The 17765-nt window shown below is 67.5% G+C and carries 15 protein-coding genes; 9 read left to right on the top strand and 6 right to left on the bottom strand.

Annotation, left to right across the window (positions count from 1 at the left end; genetic code table 11):
* Positions 1 to 24: 24 nt before the first annotated feature.
* Positions 25 to 1116 carry a PQQ-dependent sugar dehydrogenase gene (locus tag ATO6_RS11380; RefSeq protein WP_088624119.1) on the bottom strand — a complete coding sequence of 364 codons (1092 nt, stop codon included), beginning with the start codon at positions 1114 to 1116 and terminating at the stop codon, positions 25 to 27.
* A gap of 168 nt (positions 1117 to 1284) precedes the next feature.
* On the opposite strand from ATO6_RS11380, the gene ATO6_RS11375 reads away from it, so the two are divergent.
* The 7 genes from ATO6_RS11375 (at position 1285) to ATO6_RS11345 (ending at position 7287) form a co-directional block, all read left to right on the top strand.
* Positions 1285 to 2460 carry an ABC transporter substrate-binding protein gene (locus ATO6_RS11375; protein ID WP_088624118.1) on the top strand — a complete coding sequence of 392 codons (1176 nt, stop codon included), beginning with the start codon at positions 1285 to 1287 and terminating at the stop codon, positions 2458 to 2460.
* Positions 2461 to 2544: 84 nt separating this feature from the next.
* The gene (locus ATO6_RS11370; RefSeq protein WP_088624117.1) at positions 2545 to 3330 is read left to right on the top strand and encodes an ABC transporter ATP-binding protein; all 786 of its coding nucleotides are present in this window, start codon (positions 2545 to 2547) and stop codon (positions 3328 to 3330) included.
* Positions 3327 to 4145, top strand: coding sequence for an ABC transporter ATP-binding protein (locus tag ATO6_RS11365; protein WP_088624116.1), 819 nt, complete (start codon positions 3327 to 3329; stop codon positions 4143 to 4145). Before ATO6_RS11370 ends, ATO6_RS11365 begins: the two co-directional genes overlap by 4 nt.
* A gap of 4 nt (positions 4146 to 4149) precedes the next feature.
* Positions 4150 to 4584, top strand: a complete 435-nt coding sequence (locus ATO6_RS11360; RefSeq protein WP_088624115.1) for a hypothetical protein — start codon at positions 4150 to 4152, stop codon at positions 4582 to 4584.
* Positions 4584 to 4985 (top strand): hypothetical protein, encoded by a 402-nt coding sequence (locus ATO6_RS11355; protein ID WP_088624114.1) that lies wholly within the window; start codon positions 4584 to 4586, stop codon positions 4983 to 4985. The genes ATO6_RS11360 and ATO6_RS11355 overlap by 1 nt, the downstream gene beginning before the upstream one ends.
* Positions 4985 to 5995 (top strand): branched-chain amino acid ABC transporter permease, encoded by a 1011-nt coding sequence (locus tag ATO6_RS11350; protein ID WP_088624113.1) that lies wholly within the window; start codon positions 4985 to 4987, stop codon positions 5993 to 5995. Before ATO6_RS11355 ends, ATO6_RS11350 begins: the two co-directional genes overlap by 1 nt.
* The gene (locus ATO6_RS11345; protein WP_088624112.1) at positions 5992 to 7287 is read left to right on the top strand and encodes a branched-chain amino acid ABC transporter permease; all 1296 of its coding nucleotides are present in this window, start codon (positions 5992 to 5994) and stop codon (positions 7285 to 7287) included. The genes ATO6_RS11350 and ATO6_RS11345 overlap by 4 nt, the downstream gene beginning before the upstream one ends.
* Before the next feature lie 158 nt (positions 7288 to 7445).
* Here the strand turns inward: ATO6_RS11345 and ATO6_RS11340 are convergent, their stop codons facing one another.
* From ATO6_RS11340 to recA, 3 genes are all read right to left on the bottom strand, one after another.
* Positions 7446 to 7733, bottom strand: coding sequence for a DUF1330 domain-containing protein (locus ATO6_RS11340; RefSeq protein ID WP_088624111.1), 288 nt, complete (start codon positions 7731 to 7733; stop codon positions 7446 to 7448).
* Positions 7734 to 7735: 2 nt separating this feature from the next.
* On the bottom strand, positions 7736 to 10393 hold the full coding sequence (gene alaS / locus ATO6_RS11335) for an alanine--tRNA ligase (RefSeq protein ID WP_088624110.1): 2658 nt from the start codon (positions 10391 to 10393) through the stop codon (positions 7736 to 7738).
* Positions 10394 to 10608: 215 nt separating this feature from the next.
* Complete coding sequence (gene recA / locus ATO6_RS11330) at positions 10609 to 11679, bottom strand: recombinase RecA (RefSeq protein ID WP_088624109.1); 1071 nt, start codon at positions 11677 to 11679, stop codon at positions 10609 to 10611.
* Between the two features lie 201 nt (positions 11680 to 11880).
* On the opposite strand from recA, the gene ATO6_RS11325 reads away from it, so the two are divergent.
* Both ATO6_RS11325 and ATO6_RS11320 read left to right on the top strand, forming a co-directional pair.
* Positions 11881 to 12474: a gamma-glutamyl kinase gene (locus ATO6_RS11325; RefSeq protein WP_088624108.1), complete on the top strand. Its 594-nt coding sequence runs from the start codon at positions 11881 to 11883 to the stop codon at positions 12472 to 12474.
* An 85-nt stretch (positions 12475 to 12559) separates the two neighbouring features.
* On the top strand, positions 12560 to 13870 hold the full coding sequence (locus tag ATO6_RS11320) for an HlyC/CorC family transporter (RefSeq protein ID WP_088624107.1): 1311 nt from the start codon (positions 12560 to 12562) through the stop codon (positions 13868 to 13870).
* Positions 13871 to 14020: 150 nt separating this feature from the next.
* Here the strand turns inward: ATO6_RS11320 and ATO6_RS11315 are convergent, their stop codons facing one another.
* On the bottom strand, positions 14021 to 15439 hold the full coding sequence (locus ATO6_RS11315; RefSeq protein ID WP_088624106.1) for a sigma-54 dependent transcriptional regulator: 1419 nt from the start codon (positions 15437 to 15439) through the stop codon (positions 14021 to 14023).
* A complete protein-coding gene (locus ATO6_RS11310) occupies positions 15436 to 17721 on the bottom strand; it encodes a PAS domain-containing sensor histidine kinase (RefSeq protein ID WP_088624105.1) in 2286 nt (761 codons plus the stop codon). Before ATO6_RS11310 ends, ATO6_RS11315 begins: the two co-directional genes overlap by 4 nt.
* Between the last annotated feature and the right edge of the window lie 44 nt (positions 17722 to 17765).

The following is a 17765-nucleotide window of genomic DNA, read 5'->3' as shown; positions in this document are numbered from 1 at the left end:
CCGCGCCGGGCCCGCCGGGCCGGATCACTCCGGCACCATGCGATACAGCGTGCCGTTGTCCTCGGACAGGAACCAGACGCCGCCGTTCGGGCCCTCGCGCACGTCGCGGACGCGTTTGGTCTCGGGGCTCTCGATCTTTTCGACCTCGGCCAGCGGATCACCGGCAAGGCGGGCGATGTAGTCGAACTTGAGCGAGCCGACAAAGGCGTTGCCCTGCCAGCCGGACCGCCCGGTGCCGGAATGGAAGGCCATGCCCGACGGCGCGATGGACGGGTCCCAGTAGTGGACGGGCTGTTTCATGCCCTCCTTCTCGGTCCCCTCGCCGATGGTCGCGCCGGAGTAGTGGCGGCCGTAGGAAATCACCGGCCAGCCGAAGTTCGCGCCCTTCTCGATCAGGTTCACCTCGTCGCCGCCCTGCGCGCCGTGCTCGTTCACCCAGACCCGGCCCTGCGCATCGACGGCCATGCCCTGTGCATTGCGGTGGCCGTAGGACCAGATCTCGGGCTGCGCGCCGTCCTGGCTGACGAAGGGATTGTCCTCGGGGACCGAGCCGTCGCGGTTCAGCCGCAGGACGGACCCGTTGTGCCGCGACAGGTCCTGTGCCGCGGGCCGGTCGCCGCGGTCGCCGACGGACATGTAGAGCATCCCGTCCGGCCCCTCGGCCAGACGCGAGCCGAAGTGGCGCCCGCCGGAGGTGCCTTCAGCGATCTCGAAGATGACCTGCGTGTCCTCCAGCCGCGCGCCGTCCTCGGACAGCCGCCCGACGGCCAGCGCGGTGCCCGCGCCGCCGTCCTGCCGTTTCGAATGGGTCAGGTAGATCTGCCGCGTCTCGGCGAAGTCGCGGGGCACCAGCACGTCCAGCAGACCGCCCTGCCCCGATGTGACAACCTCCGGCGCACCCTCGACCACCTGCGATCCCTCGGCGGTGATGTGCAGCAGGCGGCCGCCCTTTTCAGTCACCAGCAGGCCGCCGCCGGGCAGGAAGGCGAAGGACCACGGGTCGTTGAGGCCCTGCACGACAGGTTCGATCCGCACCGGTCCCGTCTCGGTGTCGAGCGCGAGCGCGGGGGTGGCGAGTGTCAGTGCGGCGAGGAGCGGAAACAGGTGGCGGCGCATGGAGATCCCTTGTGTCGGTTGCCGCCAAGGTTAGTCCTGTCCCCCCGTTCCGCCACCCACGCAGACCTGACGTTTCCGTTACGTTGCGCGCCGCCTCGGTACTTTTCTTTTCATTCTCCAACGCCTACGCTCCGGGCCGGACCCAGTTCCGATCAGGGAGAATGAACCATGAAAAAATTTCTGATGGCCTCTGCGGCCACGGCCGTGATGGCCGGTGGCGCGATGGCCGAGGACGTCAAGATCGGCGTCATCCTCGGGTATACCGGCCCGATTGAATCGCTGACGCCGATGATGGCCGACTCGGCCGAACTGGCACTGAAGGAAGCCAACGAGTCCGGCAAGTTCCTGGACGGCGTCACGCTGGTTCCGGTCCGCGCGGACAGCACCTGCGTCGACTCGGCCGCCGCAACCGCCGCGGCCGAGCGCCTGGTGACCTCGGACGGCATCGTCGCGATCATGGGCGCCGACTGTTCCGGCGTGACCGGCGCGGTCCTGGCCAACGTGGCCGTGCCGAACGGCGTTCCGATGGTGTCGCCCTCGGCCACCTCGCCCGCGCTGTCGACCGCCGCGGACGATGACCTGTTCTTCCGCACCGCGCCGTCCGACGCCCGCCAGGGCGCGGTCTTGGCGGCGATCCTCAAGGAACAGGGCATCGACGAGATCGCCTTGACCTACACCAACAACGACTATGGCAAGGGCCTGGCCGACAGCTTTGCCGCGCAGTACGAGGGCACGATCACCCTGTCCGCCCCGCACGAGGACAACAAGGCCGACTACTCGGCCGAGATCGGGGCGCTTGCCTCGGCCGGCGGCAAGGCGCTGGCGGTGTTCGGCTATGCCGACAGCGGCGGCAAGGGCATGATCCGGGCGGCGCTGGACAGCGGCGCATTCGACATGTTCGTGCTGGGTGACGGCATGTACGGCGACAGCCTGCTGGCCGATTTCGGGTCCGACCTGGACGGCACGATCGGGTCGGTTCCGTGGTCCGAAGGCGAAGGCGCGGATGCGTTCAAGGCCGTGACCGAGGCCGCCGGCGTCAACGGCGAAAGCTCGTTCACCCGTGAAAGCTATGACGCGGCGGCGCTGATCGCCATGGCGATGGTCAAGGGCGGCGCGGCCACCTCGGCCGCGGTCAAGGAGAACCTGCTGGCGGTGGCGAACGCTCCGGGCGAGAAGATCCTGCCGGGCGAACTGGCCAAGGCCTTCGAGATCCTGGCCAGCGGCGGCGACGTCGACTATGTCGGCGCGACCAACGTGGAACTGATCGGTCCGGGCGAAGCCGCGGGCACCTATCGCGAATACGTCGTCAAGGACGGCAAGTTCGAAACGGTGAAGTTCCGCTGAACCGATCGGGGCGGCCGGCCAGCCCGCGCCGCCCCCTTCACGGGAAGAGAGCGCCCCGACGCGCCGACCCACATGAGGGCACCGATGATCGTTGTCGATGACGTGCACAAGCATTTCGGCGGGTTCCATGCCGTCGACGGTGCCAGCCTGACGATCCGCGAAGGGTCGATCACCGGCCTGATCGGGCCGAACGGCGCGGGAAAAACCACTCTTTTCAACGTGATCGCGGGGGTTCATCAACCGACCTCGGGCCGTGTCACCATGGCGGGCGAGGACATCACCGGCCTTCCCCCGCACGAACTGTTCCACAAGGGCCTGCTCAGGACGTTCCAGATCGCGCATGAATTCGCCTCGATGACGGTGCGCGAGAACCTGATGATGGTGCCCGGCACCCAGTCCGGCGAACGGCTGTGGACGGCCCTGTTCCGGCGCGGCGTGATCGCGGGCGAGGAACGGGCGCTGGCGGAAAAGGCCAATGAAGTCCTCGACTTCCTGACGATTTCTCATCTCGCGGACGAAAAGGCCGGCAACCTGTCCGGCGGGCAGAAGAAGCTGCTGGAGCTGGGCCGGACCATGATGGTCGACGCGCGCATCGTCTTTCTGGACGAGGTGGGCGCGGGCGTGAACCGCACGCTGCTGAACACCATTGGCGACGCGATCATCCGGCTGAACCAGGAACGCGGCTATACCTTCGTGGTGATCGAGCACGACATGGATTTCATCGGCCGCCTCTGCGACCCGGTCATCTGCATGGCCGAGGGCCGCGTGCTGGCCGAGGGCACGCTGGACGAGATCAAGGCCGACGAGCGGGTGATTGAGGCCTATCTGGGCACCGGGCTGAAGAACAAGCAGAAGGCGGCGACGACATGAGCGACGCCTATCAGGACGATCGCGGCAACAACGACCGCTCGATCACCAGGCCCGGCGCAGGTGCGGGCTATCACCCCAAGGGCGGCGACGCGAAACCCGGCGGGCCCGGCCCCTTCCTGATCGGCGATGCGATGACGGGCGGCTACGGCAAGGGGCCCGACATCCTGCACGAGTGCACCATCGCCGTCGAGAAGGGCGAGATCGCGGTGATCGTCGGCCCGAACGGCGCGGGCAAGTCAACGGCGATGAAGGCGGTCTTCGGGATGCTGGACGTGCGGTCCGGCGCGGTCAGGCTGGATGGCGAGGACATCACGGCGCTGAGCCCGCAGGACCGGGTGGCCAAGGGCATGGGCTTTGTCCCGCAGGTCGCCAACATCTTCACCTCGATGACGGTCGAGGAGAACCTCGAGATGGGCGCCTTCCTGCGGCGCGACGATTTCCGCCCGACGATGGAGCAGGTCTATGACCTGTTCCCGATCCTGCGCGAAAAGCGGCGGCAGGCGGCGGGCGAGTTGTCGGGCGGCCAGCGCCAGCAGGTGGCGGTCGGGCGCGCGCTGATGACACAGCCCAAGGTGCTGATGCTGGACGAGCCGACGGCGGGCGTGAGCCCCATCGTCATGGACGAACTGTTCGACCGGATCATCGAGATCGCCCGCACCGGCCTGCCGGTGCTGATGGTGGAACAGAACGCGCGGCAGGCGCTCGAGATCGCGGACAAGGCCTATGTCCTCGTGCAGGGGCGCAATGCGCATACCGGCACGGGCAAGGACCTGCTGGCCGATCCCGAGGTCCGCCGCAGTTTCCTGGGGGGCTGAGCGCATGTCCCGCCTCTGGCTGTTCCTCGGTGCCTTCGTCGTCGCCTTTGCCGTCATCTTCGGCTGGGCCGTGTCGATGATCTTTTCCGACGGGTTCTGGGGCGCCGACAAGGTCAGCTACGACCGGCTGGACTGCGTCATCGACGGGGTCTGCGAGGGGACCGGCTGTGCGGAGCTCGCGCCGGATTTCGTGCTGACGCCGCGCGGGCAATACGACCGGCCCTACCTCAGCATGTCGGGCCGCCCGTCGTCGCTGAGCGCGCTGCGTGTGGACGGCGGGATCGAGTATTACAACGGCACGAACGAGGACGGAAACCTGCGCATCACCCTTGCCGCCGACAACAGCTTCCGGCTGGAAAAGGAATTCCCGAGCGCCAGCGGCGAGATCGTCGCGCGCACCTCCGGCCACTGCCGGAGCGTTCCGGCGAGGAGCACATGATGCGGGCCCTGTCCGGTTACGCCCTGCCCCTGCTCTGCGCCCTGCCCCTGGGCGCCGCCGCCGAAGGCGCGCGGTTGGAACTGGCCTGTTCGGTCACCGCCACCTGCGCCGCCGATGGCACCTGTGCGCAGGCCGACGCCGAAAGTGGCGCGACACTGCGTTTCGTGGTGGAGCCCGAAGCGCTCGACCCGCAGGGGCGCGGCGACTACTCGGTCTGGGTGGATGACGGGGCCGCGCAGGCGGCCAGCGGGCTGTCACGCACCGGGCCGTTCCTGTGGAGCCCCGAGGAAGGACAGTTGATGACGCTGGCGCTGACCGGCGAAACGACGGCCCTGCTGATCCGCCAGACCGTCGGCGGGACCACCGATACCGACTTCCTGACCTGCGAGGTGACGTTCTGATGGACCTGCTGAACGCGGTTGTCGCGCTTCTGAACTTCGTGATCGTGCCCGCCGTCGCCTATGGCAGCCAGCTGGCCATCGGGGCGCTCGGGGTGACGCTGGTCTACGGGATCCTGCGGTTTTCCAACTTCGCGCATGGCGACGTGATGGCCTTCGGCACGATGGTGACGATCCTCGTGACATGGGGCTTTCAGGCGGCGGGCGTCACCTTCGGGCCGCTGCCGACCGCGCTGCTGGCCCTGCCCTTCGGCATCGCGGCCTGCGCGGTGCTGGTGCTGGTGACGGACCGGATGGTCTATCGGTTCTACCGCGAGGTGCGGGCGAAACCCGTGATCCTCGTCATCGTCTCGATCGGGGTGATGTTCATCATGAACGGTGTCGTCCGCTTCATCATCGGGCCGGACGAACAGCGTTTTGCCGATGGCGCGCGGTTCCTGATCACCGCCCGCGACTTCAAGGACTGGAGCGGGCTGGACGAGGGTCTGGCGATCAAGTCGACGCAGGTGCTGACGGTCGTGACGGCGGTGATCGTCGTGGCGCTGCTGTTCTGGTTCCTGAACCGGACCCGCACCGGCAAGTCGATGCGGGCCTATTCCGACAACGAGGATCTGGCGCTGCTGTCGGGCATCAACCCGGAGCGGGTGGTGACGGTGACATGGCTGATCGTGGCAGCGCTGGCGACCGTGGCGGGGGTGCTCTACGGGCTGGACAAGTCGTTCAAGCCCTTCACCTATTTCCAGTTGCTGCTGCCGATCTTCGCCTCGGCCATCGTCGGCGGCCTCGGCTCGCCGCTCGGCGCGATCGCGGGCGGGTTCCTGATCGCCTTTTCCGAGGTCACGGTGACCTATGCCTGGAAGAAGGTGCTGGGCTACGCCCTGCCCGAGAGCCTGGAACCCGACGGGCTCGTGCAGTTCCTCTCCACCGATTACAAGTTCGCGGTCAGCTTCCTGATCCTGCTGATCGTCCTGCTGTTCCGCCCGACGGGCCTGTTCCGGGGGAAATCGGTATGACTGACACGACCCGCAAATTCGCCCTGTTCGGGCTGGTCGCCCTGCTGATCATCGGCACCGGGGTGCTGCAGAGCTGGAACTCCGCCCTGCTGATCCTGAACATGGGGCTGGTGTCGGCGGTGATGTCGCTGGGGCTGAACCTGCAATGGGGCTTTGCCGGGCTGTTCAACGTCGGTGTCATGGGCTTCGTCGCACTCGGCGGTCTGGCGACGGTGCTGGTCGCCGTGCCGCCGGTGACCGAGGCCTGGGCGGCGGGTGGCGTGCGGCTGATCCTCGGCCTGCTGACCGGGGCGGCGGTGATCGTCGCGGCGGCGCTGGCACTCACGCGGCTGAAGCGGCACGGTATGCTCGCCATGATCGGCCTGCTGGTACTGGGCTTCTTCCTATACCGCTGGGTGTTCGATGCGGGCGTCGAGGCGGTCGAGGCGGTGGACCCGGCCACCAGCGGCTTCCTCGGCGGGCTCGGCCTGCCGGTGCTGCTGTCCTGGCCGGTCGGCGGGCTGCTGGCGGCGGGGGCCGCGTGGATCATCGGCAAGACGGCGCTCGGGCTCCGGTCCGACTACCTCGCCATCGCCTCGCTCGGGATCGCGGAAATCGTCGTCGCGGTGATGAAGAACGAGGACTGGCTGGCGCGCGGGGTCAAGAACGTGATCGGCCTGCCCCGGCCCGTGCCCTACGAGATCGACCTGCAGAATTCGGCGGGGTTCGTGGAGCGGGCGGGTTCGCTTGGGCTCGACCCCGTCACGGCCTCGACGCTCTGGGTCAAGGGGCTCTACTCGGTCCTCTTCGCCGTGGTGCTGATCGTGCTGCTGGTGCTGGCGCAGCGGGCATTGCATTCGCCATGGGGCCGGATGATGCGGGCGATCCGTGACAACGAGGTCGCGGCCGAGGCCATGGGCAAGGACGTCACCGGGCGGCACCTGCAGATCTTCATCCTCGGCTCGGCCATCTGCGGGATCGCGGGGGCGATGATGACCACGCTGGACGGGCAGCTGACGCCGGGCACCTACCAGCCGCTGCGCTTCACCTTCCTGATCTGGGTGATGGTGATCGTGGGCGGATCGGGCAACAACCTCGGTGCCGTTCTGGGCGGGTTCCTGATCTGGTTCGCCTGGGTGCAGGTGGAGCCCTTCGGACGCTGGCTGCTGGAGCTTGCGACCTCTGGCATGTCGGCCGGGCCGCTGAAGGATCACCTGCTGGACAGCGCGGCGCATATGCGGCTGCTGACGATGGGGGTGATCCTGCTGGTGGTGCTACGGTTCGCGCCGCGGGGGCTGATCCCGGAGCGGTGAGGGCGGTGCTTCTGGGAGGTGTTGCGACGGCTGGCGCCGTCGCGCAGGCGGGGGGCTCTGCCCCCGCCGGGCCTGCGGCCCGGCTCCCCCGAAGTATTTGAGACCAGAAGAAGCACGGGACCGGCGCATATTGGCCGGCGATCCACGAAGGCGACGCGCTACTCGCTTGTTTCGACGACCAGCAGTTCGCGTTCGGAGGCGCCGCGCGCGTGGCTGAGCGCCTCCTGGTACTCGGGCGAGTGGTAGCACTCGACGGCCGCCTCGACCGTGGGAAACTTGGCCACCACGTTGCGGGGGCGGTCCTTGCCTTCGAGCTGCACGTAGCGGGCGGCGCGGGCGATGAAGTGGCCGCCGTGCTTGGCAATGGCCGGTCCGGCGAGGGCGGCGTACTTGCCGTAGGCCTCCTCGTCGGTGACGGTCACGTGGGCGATCCAGAGGGCGGGCATGGTTAACCTCCGATGACGGCGCGGGCCGCCGCTATGGCCTCGTTCGCATTGGCGGCGTCCTTGCCGCCGCCCTGCGCCATGTCGGGGCGGCCGCCGCCGCCCTTGCCGCCGAGCGCGGGGACCGCCGCGCGCACCAGATCGACAGCCGAGACGCGGTCGGTCAGGTCGCCGGTGACACCGGCGGCGACAGCCGCCTTGCCGTCGGCCTCGGCGATCAGGAGGACGGCGCCGGAGCCGATCCGGGCCTTCATCTCGTCGATCAGCGAAGGCAGGTCCTTGCCGGACACGCCGGACATGACCTGGGCGAGGAACTTGACGCCCGCGACCTCCTCGGCCTCGGGCGCAGCGCCCTGCCCGCCGCCGCCGGCCATCGCCAGTTCGCGGCGGAGCTGGGCGACCTCGTTCGACAGCGTGCGGCGTTCGTCGACCAGTGCGCGGACGCGGTCGACCACGCCGGACCCGGCGACCTTGAGCAGGCCCTCGATTTCCGACAGCGCCACGTCGCGGCCCCGCAGGGCGGAGAGGGCCGCCTGTCCGGTCAGCGCCTCGATCCGGCGGACACCGGCGGAGGACGCGCTTTCCGAGGTCAGGGCGAAGGCGCCGATGTCACCGGTCCGGCGGACGTGGGTGCCGCCGCAGAGCTCCAGCGAATAGGTCTGGCCGTCCTGCCCCTTGCCGGTCGGCGCGCTGCCCATGGAGACCACGCGGACCTCGTCGCCGTATTTCTCGCCGAAGAGCGCCTGCGCGCCGATGGCGCGGGCGTCGTCGGGGGTCATGATCCGCGTCTCGACCGGCGTGTTCTGCCGGATGTAGGCATTCACGTCGCGTTCGACCTGCGCGATCTCTTCGGGGCTGAGCGCCTTGGCGTGGCTGAAGTCGAAGCGCAGCCGGTCGGGCGCGTTGAGTGAGCCGCGTTGCGCGACATGGTCGCCGAGTGCCTCGCGCAGGGCCTCGTGCAGCAGGTGCGTGGCCGAGTGGTTGGAGCGGATCAGGCCGCGCCGGTCGTGGTCCACGGTCAGCTTGGCGGCCTGACCCCTGGAGATCGTGCCCTGCTCCACCTCGGCGAAGTGGATGAACACGCCCGCCGCCTTCTTGGTGTCGGTGACTCGCGCGGTGCCGGTCTCGGTCGTGATCGTGCCGGTGTCGCCGACCTGGCCGCCGGACTCGCCGTAGAACGGGGTCTGGTTCACCACGATCTGGCAGGCCTCGCCGGCCCCTTTCGCGTCCGTCTCGGCCCCGTCGGCGACGACGGCGAGGATCTGGCCCTCGGCGGCCTCGGTGTCGTAGCCGAGGAATTCGGTCGCGCCGTGCTTTTCGGACAGGTCGAACCAGACCTTGCCGTCCGCGGCCTCGCCGGTCCCGGCCCAAGCGGCGCGGGCCTTGGCCTTCTGTTCGGCCATGGCGGCGTCGAAGCCGCCGGTGTCGACCTTGCGCCCCATCTCGCGCAGGGCGTCCTGCGTCAGGTCGAGGGGGAAACCGTAGGTGTCGTAGAGCTTGAACGCGGCCTCGCCCGGCAGATCGGAGCCGTCCGGCAGCTTGCCCAGTTCGTCGTCCAGCAGCTTGAGGCCACGGTCGAGGGTCTGGCGGAAGCGGGTTTCCTCCAGCTTCAGCGTTTCCTCGATCATCGGCTGGGCGGCACGGAGTTCGGGATAGGCCTCGCCCATCTGGCGGACGAGTTCCGGGACCAGCCGGTGCATCAGCGGATCCTGCGCGCCCAGCAGGTGCGCGTGGCGCATGGCACGGCGCATGATCCGGCGCAGCACGTAGCCGCGGCCGTCGTTCGAGGGCATGACGCCGTCGGCGATGAGGAAGGAGGTCGAGCGCAGGTGGTCGGCGATAACGCGGTGATGCGTCTTGCCGGGGCCGTCGGGGTCCGAAGACGTCGCATGGGCCGAGGCCTCGATCAGCGCGCGCATCAGGTCGGTGGCGTAGTTGTCGTTGGTGCCCTGCAGCAGCGCCGCGACCCGTTCGATGCCCATGCCGGTGTCGATCGACTGCATGTCGAGCGCCCGCATCGAGCCGTCCTCGAACTGCTCGTTCTGCATGAAGACGACGTTCCAGATCTCGATGAACCGGTCGCCATCCTCTTCCGGACTTCCCGGAGGGCCGCCCCAGTATTTCTCGCCGTGGTCATAGAAGATCTCGGTGCAGGGGCCGCAGGGGCCGGTCGGCCCCATCTGCCAGAAGTTGTCCGAGGTCGCGATGCGGATGATCCGGCTTTCCGGCACGCCGACCTTCTTCCAGATCTCGAAGGCCTCGTCGTCGGTGTGGTAGACCGTCGTGTAGAGCTTGTCCTTGGGGATGCCGAAATCCTTGGTCACAAGCTCCCAGGCGAAGGGGATCGCCTCGGTCTTGAAGTAGTCACCGAAGGAGAAGTTCCCCAGCATCTCGAAAAAAGTGTGGTGCCGCGCGGTGTAGCCGACGTTGTCGAGGTCATTGTGCTTGCCGCCCGCGCGGACGCATTTCTGCGCGGTTGTGGCGCGGGTGTAGTCGCGGTGTTCGACCCCGGTGAAGCAGTTCTTGAACTGCACCATGCCGGAGTTGGTGAACATTAGCGTGGGGTCGTTGCGCGGGACAAGCGGGCTGGAGGGCACGATCGTGTGGCCCTGCTTGGCGAAATAATTGAGGAACGTCGAACGGATATCGTTCAGGGTCTGCATTGTCGGCACTTTCCGGATCAGGCGGCGTCGCGTTGGCCTGATGTAGCGATGCGGCGGGCCGGTGTCCACAACTTGGGCACGCGCCGCCGGTGCCGGACACGGACGTGGGGCCGGAACGAGAAAAGGCGGCCCGTCGGCCGCCCTTTCCCGGATATTCTCACCGCCAGCGTCCGGGCGGAGGGGCCTTTCTGCAGTGGCCGTCTGCGTCCAGGCGATCAGTCGTCGAGGACGGCCTCGGATTCCTCGTCGCCGCCGCCGAAATCCAGCCCGTGCGAGGCGCGGATCTTGTCCTCGATCTCGTAGGCGATGCCGGTGTTTTCCTTGAGGAAGGTCTTGGCGTTCTCACGCCCCTGGCCGATCCGTTCGTCGCCGTAGGAATACCAGGAGCCCGATTTCTCGACCACGCCGGCCTTGACGCCGAGGTCCAGCAGTTCGCCGGTCTTGGAGATGCCTTCGCCATACATGATGTCGAATTCCACCTGCTTGAACGGCGGGGCGACCTTGTTCTTGACGACCTTGACGCGGGTGGTGTTGCCCACGACCTCGTCCCGGTCCTTGATCGAGCCGATGCGGCGGATGTCGAGGCGGACGGAGGAGTAGAACTTGAGCGCGTTGCCGCCCGTGGTGGTTTCGGGCGAGCCGAACATCACCCCGATCTTCATCCGGATCTGGTTGATGAAGATCACCATGCAGTTCGACCGCGCGATCGACCCGGTCAGCTTGCGCATCGCCTGCGACATCAGGCGGGCGTGGACGCCGACGCTCGAGTCGCCCATGTCGCCCTCAAGCTCGGACTTGGGCGTCAGGGCCGCGACCGAGTCGACGATGACCATGGACACCGCACCGGAGCGGACCAGCGTGTCGGTGATTTCCAGCGCCTGTTCGCCGGTGTCGGGCTGCGAGATCAGCAGTTCGTCCAGGTCGACGCCCAGCTTTTTCGCATAGAGCGGGTCAAGTGCGTGTTCCGCGTCGACGAAGGCGCAGACGCCGCCCTTTTTCTGTTCCTCGGCCACGCAATGCAGCGTGAGCGTCGTCTTGCCCGAGCTTTCCGGGCCGTAGATCTCGATGATCCGGCCCTTGGGCAGGCCGCCGATGCCGAGCGCGATGTCGAGGCCGAGAGAGCCGGTCGACGTCGCCTCGATATCCTTGATCGGGTTGTCGCCTCCGAGCTTCATGATCGAGCCCTTGCCGAACTGGCGTTCGATCTGGGCCAGCGCCGAATCGAGCGCCTTCTGCTTGTTCGGGTCGCGTTTGCTGTCCATTGAAAGAAGGTCTGCCGTTGCCATGCCTGTCATCCTTTTTTCACACCCGCCGCCCGAGGGCAATCACGCGGGGCTACCGTTTATGTTCGCCTCTTGTTCCGGAATGAATAGGATCAAAAGGAGAACATTTCAACAATTTTCTTCCCGAAAGAAGTGTTGACCAGCAGGGTTAAGGAGTAGTTTACGCAGGCGTGATGCAGCGGACAGGGAAAGGTCTGGCGGGAAATGCTCGTGTTTTCAAAGGCTCGTCTGGTGATGCTCTCGGTGCCCAAGACCGGGACGACGGCGTTCGAGTCGGCGCTCGGCCCCGTGTCGGACATCTGGGTGCAGAATCCCCCCGAGCTGAAACACGCGCCGGTCTATCGCTACAACCGCTTCTTCCGCCCGATGCTGGAGAAATTCGTGGCCCCTGAGCTGGAGGTCATCGCGGTGATGCGCGAGCCGGTGTCCTGGCTGGGATCGTGGTGGCGATTCCGGCAGCGGCCCTTCATGGAGGGCAAGGCGAACGCGACCCACGGGATCAGCTTCGACGATTTCGTGGACGCCTATTGCAAGGGCAACCGGCCCGGATTCGCGGATGTCGGCAGCCAGGCCAAGTTCCTCGAGGCGCAGCCGAACGGCACGCGGGTGACCCGGCTGTTCCGTTACGAGGATCAGGGCGCGCTGCTGCGGTTCCTCGAAGAGCGGCTGGAGATGAAGATCGATCTCGCCCGCGAAAACGTCTCGCCCGAGATGCCGGTCGAGCTGTCGCCCGGCACGGCCGAGAAATACCGTCGCAAATGTGCCGAGGAATTCGAGCTTTACGCCACGATCGGCTGATCCCGCCGCGGCGCAGCTTGAACCCGCGCCTGCCGGCCCCCATAACCACTGACATCCCTTTCCTTTCCTGAGCCCTGTACGCCCGATGGACGACACGACCGCCTTTCTCGACACCGCCTTCTGGATCAGCGCGGGGGCGATCCTGTCGCTGCTGGTGATGTCCGCCTTCTTCTCGGGCTCAGAAACCGCGCTGACCGCCGCGTCGCGCGGCAAGCTGCGCAGCCAGGCCGACAAGGGATCGCGCGGGGCGCAGCGGGCGCTGGTCATTACCGAGGACAACGAGCGCCTGATCGGCTCGGTCCTGCTGGGCAACAACCTGGTCAACATCCTCGCCACCTCGCTGGCGACGGCGCTGTTCACGCGGCTGTTCGGCGACAGCGGCGTGGCGCTGGCGACGCTGGCGATGACGGTGCTGGTGCTGATCTTTGCCGAGGTGCTGCCCAAGACCTATGCCATCACCAATGCCGAGGCGGCGGCGGCGCGGGTCTCGGGCCCGATCGCGGTCATCATCACCGTCTTTTCTCCGGTGGTCAGCGCCGTCCGTGTGCTGGTGCGGATGGTCCTGCGGGTGTTCGGCGTCCGCACCGATCCGGAGGCGAACGTGCTGGCGGTCCGCGAGGAGATCGCGGGCGCCCTGCATCTGGGGCACAGCGAGGGCGTGGTCGAGAAGGAGGACCGCGACCGGATCCTCGGCGCGCTGGACCTCGGCGACCGGACGGTCGAGGAGATCATGCTCCACCGTTCGCGGATCGAGATGATCAACGCCGAGGATGCGCCCGAGGAAATCCTCGCCCAGTGCCTGGACAGCAACCACACCCGCCTGCCCGTCTACAAGGACGATCCGGAAAACATCATCGGCGTGGTCCATGCCAAGGACCTGCTGCGCTCGATCCACCGGCTGACCGTCGGCGCCGGCCAGACCTACGAGGCGGCGCTGCAGGAATTCAGCCTCGCCGACGTGGCGATGAAGCCGTACTTCGTGCCGGAAACCACGACGCTGGACGAACAGATGCGCCAGTTCCTGCGGATGCGGTCGCATTTCGCGCTGGTGGTGGACGAATACGGCGCGCTGCAGGGGCTGATCACGCTTGAGGACATCCTCGAGGAGATCGTGGGCGAAATCACGGACGAATTCGACCCGGCGGCGGATTCGCAGGTGCGCAAGGCGGATGACGGGCAGTTCCTGGTCGACGGGGCGATGACGATCCGCGACCTGAACCGGGCGATGGAATGGGCGCTGCCGGACGACGAGGCGAACACCGTCGCGGGGCTGGTGATCCACGAGGCGCAGTCAATCCCCACGACCGGCCAGGTGTTCTCGTTCCACGGCTTCCGGTTCGAGGTCGTGTCGCGCAAGGACAACCGGATCACGCGGCTGAAGATCCGGCCGCTGTGATCGGGGCGTGCTTATCGGGGTGACCTGATCCGGGCGGCGGTTCCGGCGGAGAGGCCGGGGGGCTGTCTGCCCCCCGGACCCCCCGAAAGTATTTGAAACCAGAAGAAGCAGGGGGACCTGCGAGGCGCGCCGTCAGGCGCGATGAGCGGATTATTCCGCCGGCTCGGTTTCGTCTTCGTCCTCGACATGGGCCACGCGGGCGCCGGCCTTGGAGGTGGTGACCACGTTCAGCGACTTGAGCTTGCGGTGCAGCGCGGAGCGTTCCATGCCGACGAACTGCGCGGTGCGCGAGATGTTGCCGCCGAAGCGGTTGATCTGGGTCAGCAGGTATTCCCGCTCGAACGCCTCGCGCGCCTCGCGGAGCGGCATGGTCGCCAGCGCGCCCGACAGGACCACACGGCCCTCGCCGTCGGTGCGCTCTTCCTCGCCGGGGATTTCCTCCACCCCGATCTCGGCACGACTGTCGCCGAGGATCAGCACCCGCTCGATCACGTTGCGCAGCTGGCGGACGTTGCCGGGCCAGTTCATCGTCTGCATCAGCGCGGCGGCCTCGTCCGAGAGCGCGCGTTTCGGCAGGCCCTGAGTCTTGTGCAGGTCCTCGATGAAGTGGTCAGACAGCAGCGGGATGTCCTCGCGCCGTTCGGACAGGCTGGGCACCGCGACGGGCACCACGTTGAGGCGGTGGTAGAGCTCCTGCCGGAAGGTGCCGGCGGCGATCTCGGCATCGAGGTCGCGCCCGGTCGAGGAGATCACCCGCAGGTCGACGCGGACCTTGTCGGTGCCGCCGACGCGGGCGAACTGCTGGTCGACCAGCACGCGGAGGATTTTCGACTGGGTGCCGAGCGGCATGTCCGCGACCTCGTCGAAATAGATGACGCCGCCATGCGCTTCCTCCAGCAGGCCCTTCTCGACCCCGCGCTCCGGGCTTTCACGGCCGAACAGCACCTGTTCCATCCGGTCCGGGTCGATCGAGGCGCAGGGCACCACGACGAACGGCCCCTCGGCGCGGCTGGAATGGGTGTGAACGTAGCGGGCGGCGATTTCCTTGCCAGCCCCGGCGGGGCCGGTCAGCATCACGCGGCCGTTCGACTTGGTCACCTTGTCGAGCTGGCCGACCATCGCGCGGAAGGTGGCGGAGTTGCCGATCATCTCGGCCGTGGCGGGGTCCTTGCGCTTGAGCTGGTTGTTCTCGCGGCGCAGGCGCGAGGTTTCCATGGCGCGGCGGATCACCACCAGAAGCTGGTCGATGTTGAAGGGTTTCTCGATGAAGTCGTAGGCGCCCTGCTTGATCGCCGCGACCGCGATCTCGATGTTGCCGTGGCCCGAAATGATGACCACCGGAACGTCCGGGTTGTTGCGCTTGACGTGCTTGAGGATGTCGATCCCGTCCATCCGGCTGTCCTTGAGCCAGATGTCGAGGATCATGAGCCCCGGCGCCTCGGTGTTGAGCTGCGCCATGCAGTCGTCCGAATTCCCGGCCAGCCGCGTGGAATAGCCCTCGTCCTCGAGGATGTCGGAAATCAGTTCCCGGATATCGCGTTCGTCATCAACAATCAGAATATCACTCATATCGCCTCTCGCTCGCTTTCCGGCGCCGTTATCTCCGCGCCCGGCTTCAGGGGGAGCCGGATGACAGCGGCAGCGCCGTGGTGGGTGCACCCTTCGAATAGGGGTGCGTCTTCGAGTGCCAGCGTTCCGCCGTGCTCCTCGATAATCTTCTTCACGATGGGCAGGCCGAGGCCTGTGCCCTTGTCGCGGGTCGTCACGTAGGGTTCGAACAGCCGCGCCCGGTCCTCGGGCAGGCCGACGCCGTTGTCCTCGATCCGGATGATCGCCCAGTGGCGTCCGGCCTCGTCGGCCTCGGTCGCGCAGCGGACGTGGATCGCGGGGGCATAGCCGTCGGGCGCGCCCTTCTCGCGCAGGGTCTCGGTCGCCTCGCCCGCGTTCTTGATCAGGTTGGTCAGCGCCTGCCCGATCATCGTGGCATCCACCTCGGCGGGCAGGGCTGCGTCCGGCAGGTCGCCGCTGATCGCCACCTCGGGCTGGCCCGCCTGCTGCAGGACCACGGCGTTGCGCAGGAGCGCGCCGAGATCCTCGTCTCGGGTCTCGGGCTCGGGCATCCGGGCGAACTTGGAGAATTCGTCGACGATCCGGCGCAGGTCGTTGGTCTGGCGGACGATAACCTCGGTCAGCGTTTCCAGGTCGCCGGCAAGGGCCTCGTCCAGATGGCGGCTGAACTTGCGCTTGATGCGCTCGGCCGAGAGCTGGATCGGCGTCAGCGGGTTCTTGATCTCGTGCGCGATACGCCGGGCCACGTCGCCCCACGCCGCCATCCGCTGGGCAGTGACGAGGTCGGTGACGTCGTCGAAGGCCACCACATAGCCCTCGCGCGCGCCCTCGGCATTGCGGCGGGTGGCCAAACGGACCAGCAGGTTCTCCATCCGGCCATTGCGCGAGACCTTGACCTCTTCCTGCACCACGCTGGCCCCGCCCGAGCGGAGCTGGTCGAAGAGCGGCCCGAACTCCGGCACGGCGACCCAGATCGCCAGCGTCTCCTTGCCCTCGTTCCACGCCAGCAGCCGTTCGGCCGAGCGGTTGACGAAGGTCACGCGGCCCTCGGCATCCAGACCGACGACCCCGGAGGTCACCGAGGACAGCACGCTGTCGAACAGCCGCCGCCGCCCCTCGATCTGGCCGGTGTTTTCCAGCAGCGTCTCGCGCTGGCGTTTCAGCTGCCGGGTCATCTGGTTGAAGTAGCGGCCCAGCATGGCGATCTCGTCGTCGCCCTCGTCCTCGATCACCTGCACGTCCAGATCGCCCGCACCGACCTGCTGGGCGGCGCCGGTCAGGCGACCGACCGGGCGGGACAGGCGTTCGGCAAACCACAGGCCCAGCCAGACGGCGGCGAGGATCAGGATGACGGCGAAGCCGAGGTAGAGCAGGCCGAATTCAAAGAGCACCCTGCCCCGCTCGCTTTCCAGCTGCTGGTAGAGCTGCACGGTGGCGCGGGTGTCGTCCAGCAGGCTGAGGATACCGCCGTCGACCTCGCGGCTGACATAGAGGTAACGGTCGGTGAAGTTCCGGAGCGGCAGAAGCGCGCGGAATTCGTTGTTGTCCCAGTCCTCGATGATGGCGAGGCCGCTGTCGCCCGCCTGTTCGATCTGCGCCGTGGTGGGGCGTTCGAAATCGAACAGGTAGGAGCGTTCGCCCCGCGCCCGGATCTCGCCACCGCCGTCGATGACATAGGCTTCGCGCAGGCCGCGCTGGATCTGGGTCTGGCCCGAGGTCAGGACCTGCCGCAGTTCGCCATCGCTCATGAAGAAGACGCTGTCGCGGGCGCGGTCGATGAAGTCGGCCAGCGCCGTCGCATCCTCGCGCAGGCCGGCGCGGTGTTCGTCCTCGTAGGCGCGCGCGGCCGAAAGCGAGGTGCCCACCACGTTGCGCACCCGGTCCGAGAACCAGCCTTCGAGACCGACGTTGATCGTGATCGCCGCGAAGATCGCGACCGTGACGGCGGGCAGCAGTGCCATCAGCGCGAAGACGCCGGTCAGGCGCAGGTGCAGCCGGGAGCCGGCGGACCGGGCACGTCGGGCCGCTATCATCTGGGCCACGCGCTGAAGCACCAGCGCCGCGACGGTCAGCACATAGACGAGGTCGGCCAGCAGGACGAGCCGCAGGGCAAGCGAGGACGCGCCCTGATCGAGGGGCCCGAGGACAAGGAAGGTCGCCACGGCCAGCACGGGCCCGAGCAGGACGAGCCCGAGGGTCGCCACGCTCTGAAACCGACGCTGCCGCCGGAGACGGCTCAGCCGCTCCCAGCTAGAAGATCGTGCTCGGGTTGCCACAGGCATCCCCCGCCTACTCGCGTGGCCTCTCGGCCACTACCGCCATATAT

This window comes from Oceanicola sp. 22II-s10i, assembly GCF_002210105.1.
GTDB lineage: Bacteria > Pseudomonadota > Alphaproteobacteria > Rhodobacterales > Rhodobacteraceae > Pseudooceanicola.
The sequence above is the reverse complement of the archived record's forward strand: the minus strand, read 5'-3'. Positions and strand labels throughout refer to the sequence as shown.